Here is a 23,667-nt window from a genome sequence, read left to right as displayed (position 1 = left end):
GGGCGGCGTCGCAATTGCTGGGAATGGCGTGATGTCGATGAGGCGGATTCTGAACGGCGGCATGGCCGCGTTGGTGGTCGTTGCAGCGGCGCTTGGCGCGGGGCCGGTCCAGGCCCAGGAAGAATTCCCGTTCGGCTTCGTGATGACGCTCGATGCCGCGCGCATGCCGGGCTCCAAGCGGATTCCCTCGATCGAGGTCGGCGACAATGGCGAGGTGATCCTCGAGCTGTGGTGCGACGGCGGCAAGGGCCAGTTCTCGGTTGCCGGCAACACCATCGTGTTCGTTCCCGGCGCGATGGAGAACCGCAACTGCACGCCGGACCGGGCGCAGGCCGACAAGGATCTGCTCACCGCGCTCGGAGAGATGACGAGTTGGCGGCGGCAGGGTGATCAGGTCACGTTCGTCGGAAGCAAGTCGCTGCGTTTCGTGATCAACAGCAACTAGGGCATGATCCGGAAAAGTGCGAAGCGGTTTTCCGAAAGATCATGCCCAAGCAAAAAGTGACGAACTCATCGCGCTACTGCGTCGAACGCGCGCTCAGGGCGTTGCGACCAATCCGCTTGCGGTGGCAACGATCCAGCGATTGCCCCAGCGCACGATGGAATCGACCCGGCCGAGGCCTGGGACGACGTCGCCGCGTGCGGCCATCTTGACGCCCTCCGGTCCCTCGAGCACGGCGGTGCCGTCGCGGACTTCGACCACCGACCATCCGGGAATCGTGCTTGGCCGGGTCTCCGCCGCCGCCACGGGCGGCTTCGTCCCGAGCGCCGCGGCCTGCGCGTTCAGGGTGGTGGGCGCGGCGCCGAGAGCGAGCGGGCGCGGGCTGGCAGGGGTGTTCTTCGGAATGCTGCCGGTGACGGCGGGGTCGGCATTGGACGCGGTCCGGCGCTCGCCTCTCGATTCGCTTCTTGGGCTCGGCCGGGTCTCGGCAACATGCGGGACCGGCGCTTCCCTCTGGACCACCGGGACCGGCGCGGGAGCCGCAAAATCGTGCCAGTTGGCGCCGCCGGTCCATCCCAGCACGAAGCTTGCGGCCAGTGCGGTGGCTGCCAGCAGCGCGGTGCCGATGCGATCGGCGAACGGCTCCCGCAGCAGCAGGGCGGCGTCGTGGTTCTCGCCTGAGACGTCCCAGAGGTCCGCCGTCTGCGCCGGCGAATGACCCTCCGTCACATCCGTTGGCCAGATGCTCCCAGGACTGATCGGCTCGCGGTCTTGCATGGCGTGACCCGTGTTCGGTGACGCAAAGGATGATCCTCGAAACTAAATCGAGCCTTAATTTTCGGTGACCGAACTGCGGCAGCACGAAGTCTTTTGGTCGCAGTCCCCGCAAATTGACGGGGCGGTGAGGGCGGCCGACAATCGCGACGACGACCCTGCATTGGGCCAGAGATGCACAAGCCTGAAATCAGCATCGCCCCCGAAGACCCGCGGCAGCCCGACGTGCGGCAGCTGATCGATCTGTCGGACGCCCACATGCAGGCGCTGTATCCGCCTGATAGCAATCACCTCGCCGCCGTCGAGACGCTTGCCGTCCCGGATACGGTCTTCCTCGTCGCGCGGCGTGATGGCGAGGTGCTCGGGTCGATCGCCTTCCGCCTGATCGCGCCCGGTCATACCGAGATGAAGCGAATGTTCGTGCGTGCCGACGCGCGCGGGCACGGGCTCGGCCGCCGCCTGCTCGACGCGCTGGAGGACGCCGCGCGCGACCGGCGGATCGCGCGCATCAGCCTGGAGACCGGAATCCGGCAGCCGGAGGCGATCGGGCTCTATCGCGCCGCCGGCTACCAGGAGTGCCCGCCGTTCGGGGGCTACGCGCCCGATCCCCTCAGCCTGTTCCTGACCAAGCGGCTCTAACTCCAAGCGGTCGTTTCCGGACGCCGTCACCGCAAAGCGGGTCGTCGCGGCGCTTAGGCGCCGCTATAGCGATGGCATGCTCGATTTCGCCGCCCAATATGCAGCCTTTCAGCGCCGCGACCCGGCCTGGGACGGCATCGTGTTCGTCGCGGTCAGGACGACGGGCGTGTATTGCCGTCCGGTGTGCCGGGCGCGCACGCCGCTCGCCCGCAATGTGCGGTTCTACGGCAGCGCCGCGTCGGCCGAGCGCGCCGGCTTCCGGCCCTGTCTGCGCTGCCGTCCCGAGGCGGCGCCGTTCTGCCCGGCATGGAAGGGCACCAGGACGACGGTCGAGCGCGCACTGACGCTGATCGAAGCGGGCGCCCTCGACGGCGGCAATGTCGCCGCGCTGGCCGATCGACTCGGCATCGGCACGCGGCATATGTCGCGTCTGTTCGCCGAGCATCTCGATGCCTCGCCGTTGCAGGTCGCGCTCTCGCTGCGCGTGCAGCGCGCCAAGCGCCTGATCGACGGCAGCGATCTCCCGATCAGTCTGGTCGCGCAGCGCGCCGGCTTCTCCAGCACAAGGCGCATGAACGCCGCATTCACAAAGCTCTACGGCCGCTCGCCCGTCTCGCTGCGACGGAAGCGGCTGCCGGACATCACGATGCAATAATGGAGATCAGCAATGGCCAAGAACTACGGCACCGTCAGTGCCGAACAGAAACTCAGGATGAGCGGCCTCGAATTCGTCCAGGGGCTCGCCAGCGGCGCGTTGCCGCTCAACACCATCGCGCGGACGCTCGGCTATGACGTCACTGAAGCCGAGCACGGCCGCGTCGTCGTCACGCTGCTGCCGACGGATGCGCATCTCAATCCGGCAGGCACCGTGCATGGCGGGCTCACCGCGACACTGCTCGATAGCTGCATGGGCCTTGCAGTGCAGTCGACGCTCGACGCCGGCACGAGCCAGACCACGCTCGAATTCAAGATCTCGCTGGTGCGGCCGATCACGCCGGACACCGGTCCGATCCGGGCCGAGGGCCAGGTGCTCAATTGCGGCCGCCGCATCGGCACCGCGGAAGGCAGGGTCACCGACGAGAAGGGGCGGCTGCTCGCGCATGGCACGACGACGTGCCTGATCTTTCCGGCTTGATGAAGAGCCGCTGCGGAGAGCCTGCGCCGGCACCGCATCAGGAGATGCGATGCCGGCGCGGCAACATTGGAATACGTCCAGTGAGCCTCCGGATTAGAGCGCTTCGATTTCACCGAGCCGATCGTCTGCGCTACCCGAGCGCAGGGAGGTGCGTTCGGGTAGCCGCGATGCGATCGTCGATGAAACGCCGGTTCACCCGGCGTAGCCACTCTGTTCAGGCAAGCGAATGAGGCCGAGCTGCAGCATGGCGGTCAGCGCATCTTCCTGTCCGAGCTCCTCGGCGATCCGTCCGTCCCGCACGCGCAGCACGGTCGTGCCGGCGAACGTCATCTTGCGGCCGGAGGCCGCAGGCAGCGAGCCGAGCCGGAAGTCGCTGAAGGCGGGCCCGGTGTGCGTGCCGCCGCCTTCCCAGCGGCCGACGACGAGATCACCTTCCGCGACGAGATCGCCGACGCCCCAGAAATTGAGATCCGGAAACGCCTCGCGAAACTCGGTCATGAACTTTGTGACCGCGGCGCGGCCCTTCTTTGGTTCGTGCATCGGGTAGTGCACGACAATGTCTGGTGTCGCGAGCTCGTTGATGATGCGCGGATTCCAGGGGTTGCCCCAGAACTCCTTGAACCACCGGCCTACGATGGTCTTGTTTTCCTCTGACATCGGATCGTCTCCATTTGCGCGTTGCCGGTATCGCGACCGGCGTTGTCTCGATGCGCGCAATAGGCATTCGAAGACGTGTGTCGAGCCACCCGATTCCGGATCGGGCGCGCGAGCGCGTTGGAGGCGAGATTCCGCTTTGTCGACATGGCGCTTAACGCCGTTTCTCGAACGCTGTCGCGCAATCGGAAAGCGGGTGGTTCGCGCAACGCGCGCGAGAACGTCTTCGCCGTCACACAGGAGAACATCATGCGCAACTTCGATGCGATCGCCGCGCTGCGCGGCGGCGGACTTCGTCCCGAGCTGCGGGCGCTGCTCGATCGCGCCGCGGTCGAGCCTGGTTCCGAATTGTTCGTCAGAGACGACGGGATGCTTCAGTCCGGTCCGGACGCCGCTCCGAAGGCGGTGCGCAACAATGTGGTGCCGCTGAAGACGAGGGCGGCGTGAATCAGGCGAGCGCCGGCCTTACCGCCACACCGACTTGTCGGCGTCCCAGCGCTGGCCTTTGAGCTCCTTGACCAGCGCGTCGATCGCGCCGTTGTCGTCCTTGGCCTCGCTGCCTTCCTCGTCGCTGCTGGAATCGTCGGACAGATTGAGCTTGGCACCGGCGCTGTCGTCCGACGTCGAGACGGTGGGGCTCGAGACCCAAAGCATCAGTTTGTCCGAGCTGCCGGGCTTGTCGGGCGAGACGAGGGCGGTGACCTCGTAATTCTGGGTGAGGCCGAGCGCAGGGTAGATCGCGCTCGGCCGCTTCAGCACCAGCTTGAGCTTGCCGGTATTCGCGTTCCAAGTCGCCGAGGCTGGCTTTGCGGAAAGCGTCTTCGCCAGCACGCCCGCGATCGCGGTTGCGAGCTTGTCCTTGTTGATCTTGTCGCCATCACGCCAGTCGGCGGCGGCGAAGCGGATGGTGCGGTCCATCTCGACCACGCCGCTGGTCCAGCCGGCCGCCGTCACGCCGGGCGCTGATTTCGCCTTCGCAAGCAGCGCGCCGGCGTGCTCGGGATCGACGGTGAGGTTGATGGTCTGCTCGCCGGAGCGCATCGCATCGCAGGTCACCGCGAGGCTGGAGGTGCCGATCTCGGCGGCCTCGCCCTTCAGGCTCTTGAGGAAATCGGCCGCCGCATCGAGCTTCACCCGCACCCCGATCGCTTCCGGCGAGACGTCGGTGAAGTCCTTCGGCTGCGGCGTGATGCCGTCCTCGGTGGCCTGGTTGTCCTGGAATTCCTTCTCGCTGAGATCGGAATTGTCCGTCGAGGCGACCTCCGTCACGGTCTGGCCGATCGTGATCTGGCCGCGGAACTCAAAGCTGTCGCCGGTCTGCTTGCGGTTCAGCTTGACCGTGATCGGCTGCTTGTCGGCGACGCTCTGGGTGGTGCCGGACAGCGTCTGGCCGTTGACGGTCAGGTTGGCGACGAAGCGGTCCTTGCGGTCCGAACTCTTGTCGGCGGGATAGCAGACGTCGAGCACGGCCGCGGTCACGGTCTTGCCCTGGCGGGTTTCCTTCAGCACGACGTCGGCATTGCCGTCCATCAGGCCGTCGATCGAAGTGAAATAGCGCGTCTCGGGGCCGTTCGACGGCGCCGGCTTCGTTTGCAGCTTCATCTGGGCGAGGGCAGGTGCTGAGACGACGGCAAGACCGAGCAGCAGGAGCGGGAGCGCGCGCATACGATAAGTCCTCGAAGGGCAGAATCGGTTCCGCCGTAACTAGCAAACCTCCGTGTCATTGGCCAAAAAAGAAGGCCGCCTAACGGCGGCGCTTCCAGAATCGCTGTCATGCGCGGTCGTCCGGTTCCTGGCCGCTCTCTAACCTGCCGCGCAGCGTACTCACGACGCGGCTGGTGGATTCGAGGTCCTTGATCGACAATCCGTCGGCGAGGCCGTTCACCCAGGGCAGCTGCAGGCGCATGGCCGCCTCGAAGGCGTGCCGTCCCTTCTCGGTCAGCACGACGAGTTGGGCCCGGCGATGATGCGGATTGGTCTCGAATGTGACGAGCCCGTCCCGTTGCAGGTCGTTGACGATCCGCTGCACGTTTTGTCTGGCAGCGCCGAGGTCGCGCGCCAGCCACGCGACCGGTTGCGGGCGCTCGGCGGTGACGATGGCGCCGAGGATCTGCCAGCGCGCGCTGGTCAGGCCAAGCCCGGCCACCATCCGGTCGCCGGCGGTGAACAGCAGGCTGTTGAGCCTGAACAGGTCGAGAATCAGGCTGCTCAGGGCTTCGCCGGCCGGCGTTCGCTTGGTCTGTGGCATTTGTCACCATAAGTTGATATTGACATCATGATGTCAAAACGATATGTATCCATTGTAACGGAATGACATCATAGCACCAAATCGACGGAGCCAACCATGCCGCAGATGCGTCCCCTCGACCCCGCATTCCCGATCGACCGTCAGCTCGCGGTCGATGCCAGCAATATCGTGCTCGTCAACGTCTTCACGCTCGACAAGGCCGACGAGGAGATTTTTCTGAAAGCCTGGCAGGCCGACGCCGCCATCATGAAGCGGCAGCCCGGCTTCATCTCGACCCAGCTGCACCGCGCGCTCGGCGACAGCCCGGCCTATCTGAACTACGCGGTGTGGGAGTCGACCGCGGCTTTCCGGTCCGCCTTCGCCAATCCCGAGTTCAGGGCCAAGCTCGCCGCCTACCCGGCCTCGGCCGTGGCGTCGCCGCATCTGTTCCAGAAGGTCGCGGTGGCTGACATCTGCGTGGCTTAAATTCGTACCCGCCTATCCCGGCCTATCCACGTCATTGCGAGCGAAGCGAAGCAATCCATCGGGCCGCAAGCGGAAAAATGGATTGCTTCGTCGCTATCGCTCCTCGCAATGACAGTGGTGCCAAGCATCACAGCACGTCCGCGAAGGAAAAAAGGGAGGTTTGGATGTCGCCCTCAAAAATCGCTCAGCTATGCACAAGCATGCCAACCCCGAGCGTGGCGGCAGCAGCCAGAAACGATATGTCCAGAAATCGCAGCGGCGCGTTTGGACGATGACCGGTAGAACCGGAGATCACGTAGTAGAGGCCATAACCAGCGCCGAGGACGGCGAACGTTGTCGTTTGCCTGATCCAGTCAGGACGACCGCAAGATCATCGATGCTGTACAGGGCATAGGCGCCCAACGCGAGCACGGCGCCGATCGCGTAGAACAGCACCAGCGTTGACGTCAGCGATTTGGCGTCGCGCGACATGAGATGATCCTTAGATCTTGATCGTAATCAAACTGCCAAAAAAGAAGGCCGCCCGGAGGCGGCCTTCGATCTCGATGCGAATGTGGCGGGGGCTTAGAAGCCGCCCATGCCGCCCATTCCACCCATGCCGCCGCCGCCCGGCATCGCCGGGGCCGCGTCCTTCGGCAGTTCGGCGACCATGGCTTCGGTGGTCACCAAGAGGCCGGCCACGGAGGAGGCGTCCTGCAGCGCGGTGCGCACCACCTTGGCGGGGTCGATGATGCCCTTGTCGACCATGTCGACATAGTCCTCGGTCTGGGCGTCGAAGCCGAAGGTCTCCGACTTATTCTCGAGGATCTTGCCGACCACGATCGAGCCCTCGACGCCGGCGTTCTCCGAGATCTGGCGAACCGGAGCTTCGAGCGCCTTGAGCACGATGTTGATGCCGGCCTGGACGTCGGCATTCGGGTTGGTGAGACGGCCGACCGCCTTCTTGGCGCGCAGCAGCGCGACGCCGCCGCCCGGCACGATGCCTTCCTGCACCGCGGCCCGGGTCGCGTTCAGTGCGTCCTCGACACGGTCCTTCTTCTCCTTGACCTCGACCTCGGTCGCACCGCCGACCTTGATGACGGCAACGCCGCCGGCGAGCTTGGCGAGGCGCTCCTGCAGCTTCTCACGGTCGTAGTCCGAGGTGGTCTCCTCGATCTGCGCCTTGATCTGGCCGACGCGGGCGTCGATGTCCTTCTTCTTGCCGGCGCCCTTGACGATCGTGGTGTTCTCCTTGTCGATCACGATCTTGCCGGCGCGGCCGAGCATGTTGATCGTGACGTTCTCGAGCTTCATGCCGAGGTCGTCGGAGATCAGCTGACCGCCGGTCAGGATCGCGATGTCCTCCAGCATCGCCTTGCGGCGATCGCCGAAGCCCGGCGCCTTGACGGCGGCGACCTTGAGGCCGCCGCGCAGGCGGTTGACCACCAGCGTCGCCAGCGCCTCGCCCTCGACGTCCTCGGCGAGGATCAGGAGCGGACGGCCCGACTGCACCACGGCTTCCAGCACCGGCAGCATGGACTGCAGGCCGGTCAGCTTCTTCTCGTGCAGCAGGATGTAGGCATCCTCGAGCTCGGCGGTCATCTTCTCGGCGTTGGTGATGAAGTAGGGGCTGAGATAGCCGCGGTCGAACTTCATGCCCTCGACGATGTCGACCTCGGTATCGAGCGACTTGTTTTCCTCGACGGTGATGACGCCCTCGTTGCCGACCTTCTGCATCGCCTGCGCGATCATCTTGCCGATCGCGGCATCGCCATTGGCCGAGATGGTGCCGACCTGGGCGACTTCCGAAGAGGAGGCGACCGGCTTGGCACGCTTCTCGATGTCCTTGATCACGGCGGCGACCGCGGTGTCGATGCCGCGCTTGAGGTCCATCGGGTTCATGCCGGCGGCGACCGCCTTGGCGCCCTCGCGGACGATGGCCTGCGCCAGCACGGTCGCGGTGGTGGTGCCGTCACCGGCGGTGTCGTTGGTCTTGGAAGCGACCTCGCGCAGCATCTGCGCGCCCATGTTCTCGAACTTGTCCTCGAGCTCGATCTCCTTGGCGACGGTGACGCCGTCCTTGGTGATGCGGGGAGCGCCGAAGCTCTTCTCGATGACGACGTTGCGGCCCTTCGGGCCGAGCGTGACCTTCACGGCATTGGCGAGCACGTCGACACCGCGCAGCATGCGGTCGCGGGCGTCTCCGGCGAATTTTACGTCCTTGGCAGCCATTGATTTGAACTCCTGGAATGTCTGTGAATTGCTTGCCGCTCGCTTTGCGCGTCATTGCCGGGCAAAAGCACGAAGTGCGTCTTCGTGCTCGGTGACCCGGCAATCCATCGCCCTCGTGAGTGTCTTGGGAAGCGTGATGGATGCCCGGGTCAAGCCCGGGCATGACAGCGGAGCGAGCGTCGCGTTTCTCGAATTGGTCGTGGCCTTACGCCAGCACGCCCATGATGTCGGACTCCTTCATGATGAGGAGCTCCTGGTTGTCGAGCTTGACCTCGGTGCCCGACCACTTGCCGAACAGCACGCGGTCGCCGACCTTGAGGTCGATCGGGATCAGCTTGCCGGCCTCGTCGCGGCCACCCGGGCCGACGGCGACGATCTCGCCCTGCGACGGCTTCTCCTTGGCCGAGTCCGGAATGATGATGCCGCCCTTGGACTTCTCCTCGGCATCGATACGCTTGACCACGACGCGGTCATGCAGTGGGCGGAAGGTGGATTTAGCCATGACGTTCCCTCTTGGAGGCTCGGTTTCAGGTCCGGTTCATCGAGACCGGCGTTGAATGCCGGTCCGGTCGGCGCCAGGCAGGACGCCCGGCGCATTTAGCAATCGTGGTGCGAGAGTGCTAATTGTGCGCCGGGAAATATGGCTTGGCGCAGTTTCTGTCAAGCAAACGGGTTAAGGCCTTGGTGAGGCCAATATAGGATGGTGGACCGGAAACCAAATCGTAGCGATGACGTAATTTTGTCAGACGTCATTGCTCCGCCTTAAGTTTTACGCTTGGCTGCATGACGGGTGCGGCCGGGAGATAGTTCGGGGGATGCATATGATCAGGTCACTCAACGCGCGATTGGTCGCACGGTTCGCGGCTGTTTCGGCGCTGACGACACTTTTGGGGGCGTGCGGCAGCATGAGCCTGCCGTCGTTGTCGTCGAACCCCGAGCCGGGGCCCGTCGAACCGGGGGTCGCCCCGGAGATGCCGGCGAGCATCCGCCCCGACGAGATCGTTGGCCGCTGGGGCCTCGCCTCGTTCCAGAATCCCGCCGACCGCGCCCGCACCGAGGCCGCCGCACGCGGCCAGTGCAAGCAGCCTTACGTGATCGGCGCCGGCCAGAACGGCGGCGTCATCATGCATCTGGCCGACCAGGCCACCCCGCAGGAACTGCGGCTGAAAGGTTCCCCGAGCGGCAAGAACTATATCGGCCCGCCCGGACCTGTGCCCGGCGAGCAGGACCGCGAGATCATCTCGTTCGACGGCCGGGTGTTGATCACCCGCTTCGTCGACAAGGACGCCGCCACCCGCTACGGCAACATGGTCTACGTCCGCTGCGCGCCAAGGGCGTAACGGCCAACTCCTTCAGCATGAGATAGTGCCGCATCGGCAGTGCACCTCTCCCTTTGTGGGAGAGGTCGGATTGCATCGCCAGATGCAATCCGGGTGAGGGGTCTCTGTCCGCGGGTGATCCTCTTGCGATTTGAGTGAGCGGCGACAACCGCTCATCCGGCGCGCTACCGCCGCACTCCGACGCGATTGACGCCGCCATTCATATTGCCGCCCGCGTTATGACGAACCGCAGTACGCGCCACCGGACGAGGCCTGAGCACGACGCCCGCCCTCGCCACGCACCCCCCCGGATACCCGACGTACTGGCAATAAACGACGGCCTTGGCCGGTGCCGGACTGAGAGTGACACCTGCAAACCCCAGCACGAGGCTGGCCGCAATTCCCGCAACTGTCACTGACTTGGTCGAAAGAATTTTCATCTGTCGCATGGTGATCCTCCTCATCGCACGTGAACCGAATGGTGATTGAGCCGCTGCAGATGCGACCCAACGCATCGTCGGTGGCAAAGGATGCGTGATGTTGATGTGGATCAATGCCGGGCGTGCCCTGCCGCCATGCGCGATCGATTGACTTCGTCGAGAGGGCGGCTCGAGGAGCCGCCCTCTCGCGGTGCCTCTGCGCGGACTTCACTGACAGACGTACATCTGGCCGTCAGACATTTTCGTCATCGTACCGGGTTCGCAGCCGATACCATTGGCTGCCTTGTAGTCTGCCCATCCGGCATAACCGTAATACGGGCTGACCCCGTGGTAGGCTCGTGCCGGATAGTAAGGCTGGCCAAAGTGGGGATCCGTCTGGGCTGCATATGCATCGGTCCAGTTATTTGTGCCCCAGCCGGAATAGGCTGCCGTGGTAGCCGCCGCCGTGGCGACCGCGGCCGTGGCGGCGATCCCCGCGCCGACCCCGTACCCGTACGCGGCGCGCCGGGTGTGACGACGCGCAACGCCCGCGGCGCTCATGGGCGTCAGCGGTCGGCCCATGCGCGCTTGGGCGCTTTCGACCGAAGCCGAAATGCCGCCCTGCTCGGACCAGGTGATGGACAACAGTGTCGCACAAGCGAAAGTCGAGAGCGCAATTGCAGTATTTCTGACAATTCCTTGCGTCATGTTCAATCTCCAGCGTTGCGTACTCCAGTGATGCCCCCGATCAGTGATCCGATAACAAGGCGGTACGTATCAGCGCGAAAGAAACCCGCCGCGCGTCGTTACAGCTTCGCATGCGGCGTCGCGTTCCTGCAGCGCCCGAGAAAAGCCGGATTGCGCTCGTTTGATGCGCGCCGCGAACCTGTGACTATATGCTTGTGGAACTATAACGCCCCGCTCGGGGGCGACCGGATTCACTCCGGAAGTCCGATGCAACTGGCACCCAATGTTGGCACCCGGCATACGCATGAAAATTTTCTTCATACCCAGTATGCGCCCGCGACAGCGAACCTGCCAGTAAATTTGCAAGTGTCGCAACTGGCACAAACTGCATGCGATCGAGACAGAGGTGCTGCCTGATGTGTCTCTCGAGGTGCATGCAAGGAAAGCCACAGCGCACTCTTCGCGAAGCGGCGGCAGCGATGGTCTGACAATTTTGTCTGGCGATCGATTACGGGGCGGGCGGACCATCGCCCCAAACAGAAACGCCGGCCCGAAGGCCGGCGCTTTCATTTTCGATCCGACGGATCTCAGTTGAACATCGCGTCGATGTCGTCCTGCGAGGCGTGGCCGGCGTCGCCGTCGAGCTTCGGGCCGTTGAGCAGGCGGGCATCGCCCTCGCGGGTGTCGACGATCGGCGGGACGTGCGACTTGATCGCGTCGACACCGCCCCAGATGCTCATCATCTCGTTGATGTGCTGCTCGATGAACTTCATCGTCTGCATCACCTTGCTGATGCGCTGGCCGGTGAGGTCCTGGAAGTTGCAGGCCTCGAAGATCGAGACCACGCGCTCCTGAATATCTTCGCTGAGCCGCTTCTGCTGGTCGGGCGTGACGTTGTTGGCCAGCGCGGTCGCGGCCTGGTCGATCGCTTCCACCGCTTCGAGGATCTGCTGGGTGGCCTGTTCGGTGCCGCCGACCACGGCGCCGAGCTCGCCATTGACCTTGGCCATCTCCTCGCCGTTGAAGCTCTTGCCGTGCAGCACGGCGATCTCGCGCTTGGTGCGGCTGATCGCGTCGTGGATCAGGTCGAGCTCGACCTTGAGCTTCTCGCACTGTTCGACCTGCGCGCGGTAGGTCTCGAGAAGCGCGTGCGTCTCGGCGACTTCGCGGGCGACGGCGGCATCGACGCTGTCGCCGGTGCGCTGCGCCGGTGCCGCGGCCATCTGGGCGCGGATCGAGCGAAGCTCCGCCATGATCTCACGATGCATCGGACCGAGTTCGGCGCCGCCGGCAATTTCCGGCTCCGGCATCACGACTTCGCCCATGCCCTGCTCGACACGAAAACGCTTACGCTTCACTGACATGATTTCATTCCCGCCCCTTCACTGCAGTCCGTTCTAGCGAGAGGTGATTTAACGTCAGGTTCACGCGGGAACAGTTTGCGCCGAGCGCGCAACCGCCGCGATACCGGCGATTAACCATGGTGCCGCGGCGTTCATGCAAAATAAACGCTGTCAGGCAAAACCGCGCTGCATTGCCGACGTGGTGAATCGAAACCGCGATTCCGTTTACCAAACCGATGCGGTTTTCATTGCTTATTGACCACGTGCAACGGGGCTTGTGCGCTCCGTCCACGTCACACGTCACGACGAAACCAGTACAGAGTACGTCGATGTTCAGGAAAACCACGCTTGCGCTGCTCGCCGGCGCCTCTTCTCTTATTGCCGTTCCCCATCATGCGATGGCGATCGACGCGTCGGCTCAGCCCGAGCCCACCGTGATCTACGCCAACCAGGGCGCACCGCAGCCGCCGATGCGCACCGCCTATGTGCAGCCGCAGCGCTCCAACATGGGCGGCGGCTTCATCGAATTCCTGTTCGGCGATGCGCCGTCGTCGCAGGGGTATTCGCGAGAGCCGATGTATCAGCAGCAGCCGGCCTATTACGGCAACCGCCAGGGGCTGCCGCCGATGGATCCGCAGCAGCAGATGATCCGCCAGCAGGAAGAAGCGGCCGGCGATCCGACGCAGCGTCCGTTCGATCACAGATATGAAAAGCAGCTGGTCGATTACAGCGGCAAGGAAGGCGCCGGCACCATCGTCGTCGATACGCCGAACAAGTTCCTCTATCTGGTGCAGGGCGACGGCCGCGCGCTGCGCTACGGCATCGGCGTTGGGCGGCCTGGCTTCACCTGGGCCGGCGTCAAGACGATCTCGGCGAAGAAGGAATGGCCGGCCTGGACGCCGCCGCCGGAAATGCTGGCGCGCCGTCCCGATCTGCCGCGGCACATGGAAGGCGGCCCGGAGAATCCGCTCGGCGCCCGTGCGATGTATCTCGGCTCCTCGCTCTACCGCATCCACGGCTCCAACGAGCCCTGGACGATCGGCACCAACGTTTCGTCCGGCTGCATCCGGATGCGCAACGAGGACGTGATCGACCTCTATGGCCGCGTCAATGTCGGCGCCAAGGTCGTCGTGATGTGAGGTGGTTTTGAAGCAGCTGCCCTAAAGATGGTGTCGTCCCGGCTTTCGCCGGGACGACGGAATCAAAACGGCCGCTCGATTGGAGCGGCCGTCGTCGTTTCAGCGATCGCGTTTACGCGTAATCGCTGTTGTCGTCGCCGCCGTTGTCGTCGAAGTCGTCGGCGTCTTGATCATCGTCACTGTCCTGGTCGGCCTGCGCCTGGTCGAACGCGCCGGCGCGCGAGCCGGAATCACTGTCGCGACCGGACGAACTGACATCGTTGATCCCGGCGTCACGGGCAAGGTTGCTCGACGACTGGTCGCCGCCCCAGGGACGCGAACCACCGCCGAGGCCGCCGGCGTCGGCCAGTGATTGATGGCTGCCGCCACCCATCATGCCGCGAATGCTGGAGAGCAGCAGTCCGCCGCCGACCACGCCGGCCGCGGCCGCCGCCGCAGTGCCGAGGAACGAGCCGCCACCGCCGCCGGGCACGCCGCCGCCGAAGGGCGGGGGCTGCTGGCCGCCGTAGGGCTGGCCGTATTGCTGCGGCGGCTGGCCATAGCCGCCCGCCTGCTGCATCGCCTGGCCGGAGTTCCAGACCGGGCGGCTGCCGCCAACATCCGGCGGGCGCACCGGCGGCACCGAGCCGTGCGGTTGCTGCTGGCCCTGTCCGAAGATCGCATCGCGCATCGAATCGAGGAAACCGCCGCCCTGCTGCTGTGCTCCCTGCTGCTGGCCGACCGCGGCCTCGAGCTCCTGGATTCGGTCATGGGCGCGCTTCAGCGCCTCGTCCTGCACCAGCGCGGTCTGCACCAGCGTGTAAACCGCATTCGGCGCGCTGCGCAGGCCCTGCATGATCGCGGACATGGCCTCGCCGTCGCGCGGGGCATTCTCCAGCTTGGCGAGCCGGTCGAAGAGATCGTCAATCAGTTGGCGTTCTTGCGGTGTCATGGCGTTCTCCATCGCGTCGATCGAATCGGCGCGCGGCTCATGTAGGACGGGCTTTGTGGCGCAAGGAGTGGGGGCCAGAATTAAATTTCTGTATGCGACAATACGACCGGCGGTTTTCGTGAACCTGAAGCGTTTTCGAGCGAAGCCTGCTCCGCACTTGATGCGGGGTGGATCCCGGTTCGCGTGAAGAAAACGCGTCAAAACAAGGGTCTCAGGTCAGTGTAACTTTATTCAGGGCCAGCAAAGCGGGGAAATCCTCGCCTGCGAGATAGGCATGCTCGGTCTCGCGCTGCGTGGTCAGCGGGTCGAGGTTTTTCAGGGTTTCATCGACGAAACCGGGATGGCACATCACGAGCCCGTCTTCCGGCAGGCCGTCGAGAAAGCCCTGCATCAGGCCTGCGAATTCGCTGCCGCGCGTAAAGTCGTAGGCGCCGGCGAAGGCCGGGTTGAAGTGCAGGCCCGATCGCTGGGCCTTGATCCGGAATTGGGTGCTGAGCACGTTCAGCACCAACGCCTTCGGCGCCGCCAGCTGGCGTGCCAGCGGACCCTCGCGTCCGCACTGACGCACCCAGGCGCCCGGCGCGCGCTCCTTCACGGCACGCAGGAAGCCGTCGCGCACCTGCGGGAACAGCTGCGCGTGCTGATGGCCATCGACGAAATCGGGCGCACGGCCGAACAGATCGTGGAAGGCGTCGAGCTGCGCCAGCACCTCGGCATGGACCAGATCGGCATCGAGCCGATGCATCAGCCCGGCGCGCAACAGCCGCGGGAACGGCAGGAACATGTCGCCGTCGAGCGGACGGAAATGCATCGTCAGCGGCCGGAACGGCGCGGTCAGCGTCACATGCAGCCCGATCGCGCAGCGCGGGCTTTTCGCGACCGAAGCCTGTAGCGCGGCCGCAGCCTCGCGGCCGATTGCCGGCGTCACCATCATCACCGACGTCGCATTGAGACGGCCGCGCTCGATCAGATCGCGGATCGCGCGGTTGACGCCGCAGCTCAAGCCATAATCGTCAGCACACAGCCAGATCCGGCGCGGCGAATTTTCGTTCATTCGGCGGCGGTCCGCTCGGTGGCGCCCTGCGCCGCGCCGCCGTCGGCGTGCTTCTCGGTATGCTCGGCGACGAAGTAGATCGGCCGTGCCTTCAGTTCGGAGAGGATCTTGCCGATATATTCGCCGACGATGCCGATCATGATCAGCTGCACGCCGCCGATCGTCATCACGCCGATCATCAGCGACGGATAACCGGGGACCTGCTTGCCGGTCGTCAGCACTTCCCACAGGATCGAGAGGCCGAACAGGAACGCCGCGCCGGCGAGCAGCGCGCCGAGCAGGCTGGCGAAGCGCAGCGGCGCCACCGAGAAAGAGGTCAGGCCCTCGATCGACAGGCCGATCAGCCGGCCGGCATTGAAGGTGGTGACGCCATGCGCGCGCGGTGCCGGTTCGTAGTCGACGCGGATCTGCCTGAAGCCGATCCAGCTCGCGAGGCCCTTGAAGAAACGGTTGCGCTCCGGCAATTGCCGCAGCGCCAGCGCCGCGCGCGGCGACAGCAGGCGGAAGTCGCCGGCATCCTCGGGGATCTTCTGCCGCGCGCCCCAGTTGATCAGCGCGTAGAAGCCGCGCACGGAAAGCCGCCGCAACGCCGATTCATTGTCGCGGTTCGCCTTCGCCGTGTAGACTACGTCGTAGCCGTCATCGATCCAGTGCGCGACAAGTTGCTCGACCAGCGTCGGCGGATGCTGGCCGTCGCCATCCATGAACAGCACCGCGCCGCGGCGGGCATGGTCGAGGCCGGCCATCAGCGCCGCCTCCTTGCCGAAATTGCGCGACAGCGACACCACCTGCAGGTCGAGCCCGTCGGCGGGCAGGCCACGCGCGATCGCCAGCGTGTTGTCCGCGCTGCCGTCGTCGACATAGACCACTTCGCAAGTGAGCCCGTAACGGGCGCGCAGTGAGCTGGCGAGGTCGATCAGCCGTTGGTGCAGCGCCACAAGCCCGGCGGCCTCGTTGTAGACGGGCACGACGATGGACAGACCCTGCGCGGCGGCGGTCTTGGCGGTTGCCGTCAGGCTGGAAACGTCAGAGCCCAGCATCATCGGTCAGGTTCCAGAACTAGAGCGTTTTCCACCGAAATCGGGTTCCGGTTCGCGTGAAAGAAAACGCGTCACAACGAGAGATCATGAACACAATATGGTACCGACGGCCGGCTGTCGCCAACATGAACGGCCCCGCCTGCTCATTGTCGCAGGAACGCCTCGAGCTTGGCGAACAGCGGGTTCTCGCGGTCGAACACGTAGTCCAGCGACACCACCGACACGGTTTCGGCGCCGTGCTCGCGCAGGAAGCTGCCGAGCGCGTAAAGCTTGCCCGGTGGGCAGTGCAGCGTCAGCATGCCCGACGAGGTCGGGCTGCCGAACGGGGCGACCACGCCGAAACGGGTATGCGCCTCGGACAGCAGCGCATCGTTGCAGCCGGCGAACCGGGTACGCACCTCGCGGTATTTGCTGGCGCGGGCGCGCGCGGCGATGTGGTCGAGGATGACGCGCGCGGTCTCGCGGGCGCTATTCGACCAGTCGGCATCGCGGGAGGCGACGAGGTTGGCCTGGCTGCGCAGCATCACGCCGTCGTCGAGCACCTTGAGCCCGTTGGCGGCAAGCGTCGCGCCCGTGGTCGTAATGTCGACGATCAACTCGGCGGTGCCGGCCGCGGGCGCGCCCTCGGTGGCGCCGGCGCTCTCCACGATGCGGTAGTCGCCGACGCCGTGCTTCGCAAAGAAGCCGCGCGTCAGATTGATGTATTTGGTCGCGACCCGCATGCGGTGATTGTGCTGCTCGCGGAAGCCGCTCGCGACGTCGTCGAGATCGGCCATGGTGCGGACGTCGATCCAGGCCTGCGGCACCGCGACCACGACATTGGCATAGCCGAAGCCGAGGCCTTCGATCATCAGCACGCGCTTGTCGGCATCCGGAATGCTCTCGCGCACCAGATCCTCGCCGGTGACGCCGAGATGCACCGAGCCGCGCGCCAGATTGGCCGCGATCTCGCTGGCCGACAGATAGGCGATCTCGACATTGTCGACACCCGCGATGGTGCCGCGATAGTCGCGTGCGCCACCGGCCTTCGACAAGGTCAGCCCGGCGCGGGCGAAGAAGCTTTCCGCGTTTTCCTGCAAACGCCCCTTGGAGGGAACGGCGACGACGAACGGCGTGCTCATTGGGCGGCTCCGGAGGCACCGGCCTTACCATGGCGCGTCATCGCCTCGATCCAGACCGAGAAGCCGACCGCGGGGATCGGACTGGCCGAGCCGAGCTGCGTCATCAGCCCGTCATAGCGGCCGCCCGCGACCAGCGGCTCGGCGCCGTTGCCCTTGGCGTGCAGCTCGAACTCGAAGCCGGTGTAATAGTCGAGACCGCGGCCGAACGCGGTCGAGAACCGCGTCTTCCGGATATCGATGCCGCGCGCGGCCATGAAGCCGACCCGGCTCTCGAACTGGTCGATCGCCGCGGCAAGGTCGAGCCTGGCGTCGAAGGCCAGCGCGCGCAGCTGCGCGATTGCGTCGTCGGGATCACCCGATATGGCGAGGAAGCGCTTGATGGTGGCGAGCGCATCGCGCGGCAGCGCGCCGCCCTTCAGCGTCGATTGCTCGAGGAAGCGGTCGGCGATCTCGGCGACCGTGCGTCCGCCGACATTGGTGGTGCCGGCGATCGACATCAGATCGGTGACCAGCGCCAGCGCCGCCTTGCGGTCGGAGCCGGCGAGGGCTGCGAGCACGCCCTCATATTCGTTGCGGCCCGGCGCAGTCGCCAATGTCAGCTGCTCGATGTCGTCGGTCAGCGAAACCTTGCGGTTGAAATCCTTGATCAACCGGCGCCGCCACACCGGATAGAGCTCGAGCGCATCGATCAGCGCGTTGAACAGCGCGACGTCGCCGGTGCGGATCTCGACATCCTTCAACCCAAAGGCCGTGGTCGCCTCCAGCGCCAGCGCCAGCATCTCGGCGTCCGCTGCGGCGCGATCCTGCCGCCCAAAGGATTCGATGCCGGCCTGCAGGAACTGGCTCGGCTGGCCGTCGCGATAGCGGAACACCGGGCCGAGATAGCTGAAGCCGGCCGGCTGGCCGGCGCGGGGCGAGGCGAGGTAATCGCGCGCCACCGGGATCGTGAGATCCGGGCGCAGGCAGAGCTCCTCGCCGCTCGGGTCGGTCGTCAGATACAGGCTCTTGCGGATGTCCTCGCCGGACAGGTCGAGGAACGGCTCGGCCGGCTGCAGGATGGCGGGTTCGGACCTGAGATAACCGGCCTGCGCGAACGAGGCCAGCAACGCATCCGCCCAGGAAGCCGCTCCTGGGGCGGATCCGGCGGCGGGTCGTGGTGCGGCAGCTTCGCTCATCTCGACGTCCAAAGGTCCGGATTCGGGTACCGGCACTGGTTCCAAGGGTGGTTCGGACAGCCCTTACCATGGCCGTATCACGGTTTCGACAGCGATCGACCAAGTGGCTTAATGATTGCGTGCGTTAACGATTTTACGACGGCTTGGCTAGGTGGAACCGGAACGTTCGATGGCTTATGGCAAACATTGCTAAAGCCTGTGGTCGCTCCCATAATTGGGAGAGAGGGTCCCATCATGAATATGAACGTCTCATTGACCGACGAGTTGAGCGAGTTCGTCAAAACCAAGGTTGCGAGCGGCCGTTACACCTCGGCAAGCGAGGTCGTGCGGGAGGCGCTGCGGATCATGGAGCAGACGGAAGAGGCGCGATTGGCATTCCTTCGCAATGCCTGGGCCGCGGGGCAGGCGAGTGGCGACGCGGGTCCGGCTGACTTTGCCGAAATCAAGGCGCAGGGACGGGCCCGGTTGAAGGCAGCGGGCAAGTAAATTGGGAAAGGTTCGCCTTTCTCGGCTCGCGCAGAGCGATCTCGCCGAAATCTGGTTTCTCATCGCATCCGACAATGGGCCTGGACGGCAGATCATTGGATCGATCGCATTGAAGCGCGCTGCGGCCAGTTGGCGCAATTCCCTGAATCGGGGCCGACGCGTCCCGACATTGCCGATGGTGCGAGGATGCTCGTGATTTCGCGGTGGCTGGCGCTTTTACGAGATTATCCTAGGCGGCGTGCGCATCATGCGCGTCATCGATGCCGCGCGCTCTCTTGGAGAGCTGGATTTGTCAGGCGAATAGACCGCCGGCCCGCGGGCCGCCATTCCGGTTAGCCCTTTCCTCCCCAGTCCCCCAGTGCCGCCTGCACCAGCGCCAGCGCGGCGACGGCGGCGGTGTCGGCGCGCAGGATGCGCGGGCCGAGTGCGAGACGGAGGATGTTGGGCTGGCGCAGCAGCAGCGCGCGCTCTTCCTCGGCAAAGCCGCCCTCGGGGCCGATCAGCACGTCGATCCCGCCGTTTGCGGCGGTCGCCGCCTGCAACGCCTGCACCGGATTCGCGACTTCTGCCGCCTCGTCGCAGAACACCAGAAGCCGCGCCGAATCGCGCCCCGCCAGGAAACGTTCGAGCGGGAGGGGATCGGCGACCTCGGCGAGCGAGATGATCCCGCATTGCTCGGCGGCTTCGACCACATTGGCGCGCATCCGTTCGCTGTTGACCCGCGACACCTGGGTGAAGCGCGTCAGCACCGGCACCAGCCGTGCCGCGCCCATCTCGACCGCCTTCTGCACCATGTAGTCGAGCCGCGCATGTTTCAGCGGCGCGAACACATAGGTCACGTCGGGCAGGCGGTCCTGCGGGCGGGTCTGCGTCGTGATCGTCAGCGTGTCGGCCCGCTTGCGGCCGGAAATCTCGGCGCGCCATTCGCCATCACGCCCGTTGAACACCAGCACGGTATCGCCGGCGCCAAGCCGCAGCACGTTGCCGAGATAGTTGCTCTGGTCGCGTTCGAGCGAAACGGATGTGCCGGCACCGAGCGGGGCATCGACAAACAGGCGGGGGCTGCGAAAATCAAGTTCAGGCATGTCCTGGATTCCTGAGCCGCGTTCTAGCCCAACGGTGCTGCCAAGTATCGCCCACTGCTGCTGATTACGATCGGAGAGAATCGTCAGATTCCAATGACTGACATCGTCTGCCAACGCTAAGGCGGCTTCAATGCGGCGGGGCAAGTTAACCAAACCGGGTGACACCGTAGTCCCTCGGACTCGTCAGGAACGCTCCGGCCAACTACTACAGTGGTGTCGATATATTGCTTCTGTCACCAAGTCATTTTTGAAGTCCGAGGGGTCGCTTGCACGCGGCCCCTTTTGTTTTTCGGTCGGTGTGGGGCCGCATATTCGAGCTGAGGATCACCGAAAATCCCGTTCAGGCACATGTGATGGTCCGGTTTTACCGCCGTTCGCGGCCTAAAGGCTTCAAATCGGGGAACAATTTAATGTGGCCGGTGTGGCCCTACGCCGCGCTGTCGCCCAAATCCACGGGTTGTTAAGGGCTCACAGGAATCGTAAAACGCCCCCAAATTTCGTTGCTTCGTTTTGTTGCGCTGGGGTTGCCTGGACCTTTTGCCGGAGAAACACCCTCGATGATCCGCCGACTGATCGTGCTGACCGTTGCCGCGACCGCCCTGTCCGCGGGGCACGCCGCGGCCCAGAGCGCCTTTCCGGCGCCGTTGCCCAATCAAGGCCAGGCCGGCACCGCCTCGGATCCCGCGTTCCCGCCGGTGAACGGCGCGCGCCCGAGCCGGGCGAGCACCGCACCGGATCCGGCGTTTCCGCCGGTCAACGGCGCCCCCGCGGCCAGGGTCGGCGGCGCGCCGTCGCCATTTCCGAGCAATGGTGCGGCTCCGATCGCCGGCGGCGGTCTGTCGTCTCCGCCGCCCCCGCCCGGCGCCGGTGGTGGCGCCGCCGGTGACGCCTGCATGAAGGATTTCGTCCCGCTACGCGAGGAAGCCGAAAAGCGCGGCAAGGCGATCAAGGCGGCGAGCGACCGGCACGCCAGCCCGCAGGAGGCCTGCAAGCTGATCGGCAATTACAGCCAGGCCGAAGTCAAGATGATCAAGTACGTCGACACCAACGCGTCGAAGTGCGGGATCCCGCCGCAGATCTCCAACCAGCTCAAGGACGGTCACAAGAATACCGAGGCCTTGCTGAAGAAGGTCTGCAACGTCGCGGAGCAGGCGGCGGCACAGCCGCGCGGGCCCGCGGGGCCGTCGCTGAGCGACGTGCTCGGCTCGTCCGCCTCGCTGCCGGAAGCGACGCCGACCAAGAAGGGCGGCAGCACCTTCGATACGCTGAACGGCAACGTTCTCACCCGATGATTGGGCGCCCGATGATTGACCGGCCATGAGCGATGTCTCCGCCCGCGTTGCCGACTCCACAGGCAACTGGGTGGACACCCATGCGCCGGTCTGGTCGCGGCCCTATCTGCGGCTTGCGCGCTACGATCGGCCGATCGGCTCCTGGCTGTTGTTGATGCCGTGCTGGTGGTCGGCGGCGCTCGCCGCCGGCGTCGCGCACGATGTGCGCTCGCTCCCGCTCGTCGTCCTGTTGTTCTTCATCGGCGCCTTCGTGATGCGAGGCGCGGGCTGCACCTGGAACGACATCACCGATCGCGATCTCGACGCCAAGGTCGAGCGTACGCGGTCGCGGCCGATCCCGGCCGGGCAGGTCACGGTGACGCAGGCGGTGGTCTTCATGGTCCTGCAGGCGCTGATCGGGCTTCTCGTGCTGCTGCAGTTCAACCGCTTCGCGGTGATGACCGGCATCGCCTCGCTCGTGATCGTCGCGATCTATCCGTTCATGAAGCGGATCACCTGGTGGCCGCAGGTCGTGCTCGGCCTCGCCTTTTCCTACGGCGCCCTGATGGGATTTGCGGTGACGCTCGATCGCATCGATGCGGCCGCGGTCGCGCTTTACGCCGGATCGATCGCCTGGGTGGTCGCCTACGACACCATCTACGCCCATCAGGACGCCGAGGATGATGCGCTGATCGGCGTCAAATCCACCGCGCGCCTGTTCGGGGCACGCACCCATCGGGCGCTGGTGATCTTTTATGGTCTCGCCGTGCTCTTGATCGGCGTGGCCTTCGCGCTCGCGGGCGCGCGCTGGCCGGCCTGGATTGGGCTGGCGGCGTTCGCGCTGCATCTCGCCTGGCAGGTCCGCCGGCTCGACACCAGCGACCCCGCACTCTGTCTGCGCATCTTCAAATCCAACCGCGACGCCGGCTTCATCCTGTTCGCGAGCCTGGTCGTCGATGCGATGCTGCGCGCAGCGTAGCGGCGCGCTCTCGCCATTCCCCGGAGCGCAATTGCGCACCTGAGGGCTCGCGAAGCGAGAAGAGCAAGACTCGGACGATTCATGTCGCGAGGACGCGAGAGTATGCCCCGCCAGCCGATCAACAAGATCGGTGTCGTCCCTGCGAAAGCAGGGACGACGCTTGAGGATGTCGGTAATGCCACCTACTCAGTGTCGTCCTGGCGAAAGCCAGGACCCATTACCCCAAATCTCAATTGTTGTGCGACGCTGGGGCCGCGATCACGCCCGTCACCGAAAGCGGTGGTTATGGGTCCTGGCTTTCGCCAGGATGACGAAAGAGGTGAGAGGCGTGGAGCGCAGCGAAACGAACTCAATCCCGCGCGATGATCTCGCGCTCGTCGCGATGCACGCTGGTGCCGTTGAGGCTGACGCCGGTGCGGCGGCGGACCGGGAATTTCGGGCGGCGCGCACGGATTGCGTTGCGGCGGCGGCGGCGCGGGGCAGGCTGGCGCGGCGCCGGCTCGGTCAGTTGCGGGAGATGGAAGATGTCGCTCCACATCTGCCAGGCGGAGCTGATCTCTTCGGCATCCGAACTGCTGCCGAGCGGAATGGAGAGCGCGGGATCGCGGTGAACCAGCACCAGCATCTGCGCGTCGTCGATGCCGCGCAGCGCGACGCCGAGGAAATCGCTGACGCGAACATTGACCGCCATCCGCATGCCGAGAACGGCGCGGCGCAGCACGACATGCTCGCGATGAAGCTCGACCTGCCGCATGCCGCCATCCGCGCGCGCATCCTGCGCGTGGAAGCTGAGCGGAAGGGAAAGTGGGTCGAGCCGCAATGCGCGGCTCGACCCGGCGGAATTGATTCCGCTTGTTGGTGTTTGACGCCTCAAAGCCTTAGTCTCCCCGCCGGGATTATGTTCCCGGTCGATGTGTGAGAGCCTAGCCGAGCGATGGCCGTTTCGGCTTAAAAAGCCTGGTTAACCGCTCCTCACCTGGCGCCATGATTGACAAGAGGTTGGCCCGCATGATTGACGAAGCCTTGCGCCGATCACTCAAATCTTTGTTG

28 protein-coding genes are annotated in these 23,667 nt (G+C 65.2%); 11 read left to right on the top strand and 17 right to left on the bottom strand.

The window, feature by feature from the left end:
- Positions 1-61 precede the first annotated feature (61 nt).
- Positions 62-445, top strand: coding sequence for an META domain-containing protein (locus HU230_RS26205; protein WP_224944214.1), 384 nt, complete (start codon positions 62-64; stop codon positions 443-445).
- A gap of 93 nt (positions 446-538) precedes the next feature.
- On the opposite strand, the gene HU230_RS26200 is transcribed toward HU230_RS26205, so the two are convergent.
- Complete coding sequence (locus HU230_RS26200; RefSeq protein ID WP_176529231.1) at positions 539-1,171, bottom strand: hypothetical protein; 633 nt, start codon at positions 1,169-1,171, stop codon at positions 539-541.
- 219 nt (positions 1,172-1,390) lie between these two features.
- Here HU230_RS26200 and HU230_RS26195 point away from each other — a divergent pair, with 219 nt between their 5' ends.
- From HU230_RS26195 to HU230_RS26185, 3 genes are all read left to right on the top strand, one after another.
- Entirely contained in the window at positions 1,391-1,855 is a 465-nt protein-coding gene (locus tag HU230_RS26195) for a GNAT family N-acetyltransferase (protein WP_176529232.1), read from the top strand.
- A 76-nt stretch (positions 1,856-1,931) separates the two neighbouring features.
- The gene (locus HU230_RS26190; protein WP_176529233.1) at positions 1,932-2,510 is read left to right on the top strand and encodes a bifunctional transcriptional activator/DNA repair enzyme AdaA; all 579 of its coding nucleotides are present in this window, start codon (positions 1,932-1,934) and stop codon (positions 2,508-2,510) included.
- A 12-nt stretch (positions 2,511-2,522) separates the two neighbouring features.
- The gene (locus HU230_RS26185; RefSeq protein WP_176529234.1) at positions 2,523-2,990 is read left to right on the top strand and encodes a PaaI family thioesterase; all 468 of its coding nucleotides are present in this window, start codon (positions 2,523-2,525) and stop codon (positions 2,988-2,990) included.
- 192 nt (positions 2,991-3,182) lie between these two features.
- On the opposite strand, the gene HU230_RS26180 is transcribed toward HU230_RS26185, so the two are convergent.
- Positions 3,183-3,647 (bottom strand): ester cyclase, encoded by a 465-nt coding sequence (locus tag HU230_RS26180; protein WP_176529235.1) that lies wholly within the window; start codon positions 3,645-3,647, stop codon positions 3,183-3,185.
- Positions 3,648-3,893: 246 nt separating this feature from the next.
- Here HU230_RS26180 and HU230_RS26175 point away from each other — a divergent pair, with 246 nt between their 5' ends.
- Entirely contained in the window at positions 3,894-4,091 is a 198-nt protein-coding gene (locus tag HU230_RS26175; RefSeq protein ID WP_176529236.1) for a hypothetical protein, read from the top strand.
- An 18-nt stretch (positions 4,092-4,109) separates the two neighbouring features.
- On the opposite strand, the gene HU230_RS26170 is transcribed toward HU230_RS26175, so the two are convergent.
- Positions 4,110-5,309 carry a hypothetical protein gene (locus HU230_RS26170; RefSeq protein WP_176529237.1) on the bottom strand — a complete coding sequence of 400 codons (1,200 nt, stop codon included), beginning with the start codon at positions 5,307-5,309 and terminating at the stop codon, positions 4,110-4,112.
- Positions 5,310-5,415: 106 nt separating this feature from the next.
- The gene (locus tag HU230_RS26165) at positions 5,416-5,892 is read right to left on the bottom strand and encodes a MarR family winged helix-turn-helix transcriptional regulator (protein WP_176529238.1); all 477 of its coding nucleotides are present in this window, start codon (positions 5,890-5,892) and stop codon (positions 5,416-5,418) included.
- A gap of 96 nt (positions 5,893-5,988) precedes the next feature.
- Here HU230_RS26165 and HU230_RS26160 point away from each other — a divergent pair, with 96 nt between their 5' ends.
- Complete coding sequence (locus tag HU230_RS26160; protein ID WP_176529239.1) at positions 5,989-6,357, top strand: antibiotic biosynthesis monooxygenase family protein; 369 nt, start codon at positions 5,989-5,991, stop codon at positions 6,355-6,357.
- A gap of 291 nt (positions 6,358-6,648) precedes the next feature.
- Here HU230_RS26160 and HU230_RS26155 read toward each other — a convergent pair whose 3' ends face one another.
- The 3 genes from HU230_RS26155 to HU230_RS26145 all read right to left on the bottom strand — a co-directional run bounded on the left by HU230_RS26155 (position 6,649) and on the right by HU230_RS26145 (position 9,070).
- A complete protein-coding gene (locus HU230_RS26155) occupies positions 6,649-6,828 on the bottom strand; it encodes a hypothetical protein (protein WP_224943572.1) in 180 nt (59 codons plus the stop codon).
- A gap of 93 nt (positions 6,829-6,921) precedes the next feature.
- On the bottom strand, positions 6,922-8,568 hold the full coding sequence (gene groL / locus HU230_RS26150) for a chaperonin GroEL (protein ID WP_176529240.1): 1,647 nt from the start codon (positions 8,566-8,568) through the stop codon (positions 6,922-6,924).
- Positions 8,569-8,773: 205 nt separating this feature from the next.
- On the bottom strand, positions 8,774-9,070 hold the full coding sequence (locus tag HU230_RS26145) for a co-chaperone GroES (protein ID WP_018269780.1): 297 nt from the start codon (positions 9,068-9,070) through the stop codon (positions 8,774-8,776).
- Positions 9,071-9,389: 319 nt separating this feature from the next.
- On the opposite strand from HU230_RS26145, the gene HU230_RS26140 reads away from it, so the two are divergent.
- Positions 9,390-9,908: a hypothetical protein gene (locus HU230_RS26140; RefSeq protein WP_173638579.1), complete on the top strand. Its 519-nt coding sequence runs from the start codon at positions 9,390-9,392 to the stop codon at positions 9,906-9,908.
- 164 nt (positions 9,909-10,072) lie between these two features.
- On the opposite strand, the gene HU230_RS26135 is transcribed toward HU230_RS26140, so the two are convergent.
- From HU230_RS26135 to HU230_RS26125, 3 genes are all read right to left on the bottom strand, one after another.
- Positions 10,073-10,336, bottom strand: a complete 264-nt coding sequence (locus HU230_RS26135) for a hypothetical protein (protein ID WP_224943571.1) — start codon at positions 10,334-10,336, stop codon at positions 10,073-10,075.
- A 198-nt stretch (positions 10,337-10,534) separates the two neighbouring features.
- Complete coding sequence (locus tag HU230_RS26130; protein WP_224943570.1) at positions 10,535-11,014, bottom strand: hypothetical protein; 480 nt, start codon at positions 11,012-11,014, stop codon at positions 10,535-10,537.
- Between the two features lie 566 nt (positions 11,015-11,580).
- Positions 11,581-12,357, bottom strand: a complete 777-nt coding sequence (locus HU230_RS26125; RefSeq protein WP_176529241.1) for a protein phosphatase CheZ — start codon at positions 12,355-12,357, stop codon at positions 11,581-11,583.
- 308 nt (positions 12,358-12,665) lie between these two features.
- Between HU230_RS26125 and HU230_RS26120 the strand changes: the two genes are divergently transcribed.
- Positions 12,666-13,475, top strand: coding sequence for a L,D-transpeptidase (locus HU230_RS26120; protein WP_176529242.1), 810 nt, complete (start codon positions 12,666-12,668; stop codon positions 13,473-13,475).
- Between the two features lie 112 nt (positions 13,476-13,587).
- Here HU230_RS26120 and HU230_RS26115 read toward each other — a convergent pair whose 3' ends face one another.
- From HU230_RS26115 to HU230_RS26095, 5 genes are all read right to left on the bottom strand, one after another.
- Positions 13,588-14,406 (bottom strand): DUF2076 domain-containing protein, encoded by an 819-nt coding sequence (locus HU230_RS26115; protein ID WP_176529243.1) that lies wholly within the window; start codon positions 14,404-14,406, stop codon positions 13,588-13,590.
- 211 nt (positions 14,407-14,617) lie between these two features.
- Positions 14,618-15,460 carry a ChbG/HpnK family deacetylase gene (locus HU230_RS26110; RefSeq protein WP_176529244.1) on the bottom strand — a complete coding sequence of 281 codons (843 nt, stop codon included), beginning with the start codon at positions 15,458-15,460 and terminating at the stop codon, positions 14,618-14,620.
- Positions 15,457-16,503 (bottom strand): glycosyltransferase family 2 protein, encoded by a 1,047-nt coding sequence (locus HU230_RS26105; protein ID WP_176529245.1) that lies wholly within the window; start codon positions 16,501-16,503, stop codon positions 15,457-15,459. Before HU230_RS26105 ends, HU230_RS26110 begins: the two co-directional genes overlap by 4 nt.
- A 140-nt stretch (positions 16,504-16,643) precedes the next feature.
- Complete coding sequence (gene hisG, locus HU230_RS26100) at positions 16,644-17,621, bottom strand: ATP phosphoribosyltransferase (RefSeq protein WP_176529246.1); 978 nt, start codon at positions 17,619-17,621, stop codon at positions 16,644-16,646.
- Positions 17,618-18,796, bottom strand: a complete 1,179-nt coding sequence (locus HU230_RS26095) for an ATP phosphoribosyltransferase regulatory subunit (RefSeq protein ID WP_176529247.1) — start codon at positions 18,794-18,796, stop codon at positions 17,618-17,620. Before HU230_RS26095 ends, hisG begins: the two co-directional genes overlap by 4 nt.
- 252 nt (positions 18,797-19,048) lie before the next feature.
- Between HU230_RS26095 and HU230_RS26090 the strand changes: the two genes are divergently transcribed.
- Complete coding sequence (locus tag HU230_RS26090) at positions 19,049-19,282, top strand: type II toxin-antitoxin system ParD family antitoxin (protein WP_338077300.1); 234 nt, start codon at positions 19,049-19,051, stop codon at positions 19,280-19,282.
- A 332-nt stretch (positions 19,283-19,614) separates the two neighbouring features.
- Here the strand turns inward: HU230_RS26090 and HU230_RS26085 are convergent, their stop codons facing one another.
- Positions 19,615-20,367 (bottom strand): 16S rRNA (uracil(1498)-N(3))-methyltransferase, encoded by a 753-nt coding sequence (locus HU230_RS26085; RefSeq protein ID WP_176529248.1) that lies wholly within the window; start codon positions 20,365-20,367, stop codon positions 19,615-19,617.
- Positions 20,368-20,924: 557 nt separating this feature from the next.
- Between HU230_RS26085 and HU230_RS26080 the strand changes: the two genes are divergently transcribed.
- Complete coding sequence (locus HU230_RS26080) at positions 20,925-21,659, top strand: hypothetical protein (protein ID WP_176529249.1); 735 nt, start codon at positions 20,925-20,927, stop codon at positions 21,657-21,659.
- A gap of 25 nt (positions 21,660-21,684) precedes the next feature.
- A complete protein-coding gene (ubiA, locus tag HU230_RS26075; RefSeq protein ID WP_176529250.1) occupies positions 21,685-22,617 on the top strand; it encodes a 4-hydroxybenzoate octaprenyltransferase in 933 nt (310 codons plus the stop codon).
- A 349-nt stretch (positions 22,618-22,966) separates the two neighbouring features.
- Here the strand turns inward: ubiA and HU230_RS26070 are convergent, their stop codons facing one another.
- The gene (locus HU230_RS26070) at positions 22,967-23,491 is read right to left on the bottom strand and encodes a DUF6101 family protein (RefSeq protein ID WP_176529251.1); all 525 of its coding nucleotides are present in this window, start codon (positions 23,489-23,491) and stop codon (positions 22,967-22,969) included.
- Between the last annotated feature and the right edge of the window lie 176 nt (positions 23,492-23,667).

Source organism: Bradyrhizobium quebecense, from assembly GCF_013373795.3.
Classification (GTDB): domain Bacteria; phylum Pseudomonadota; class Alphaproteobacteria; order Rhizobiales; family Xanthobacteraceae; genus Bradyrhizobium; species Bradyrhizobium quebecense.
The sequence above is the reverse complement of the archived record's forward strand: the minus strand, read 5'-3'. Positions and strand labels throughout refer to the sequence as shown.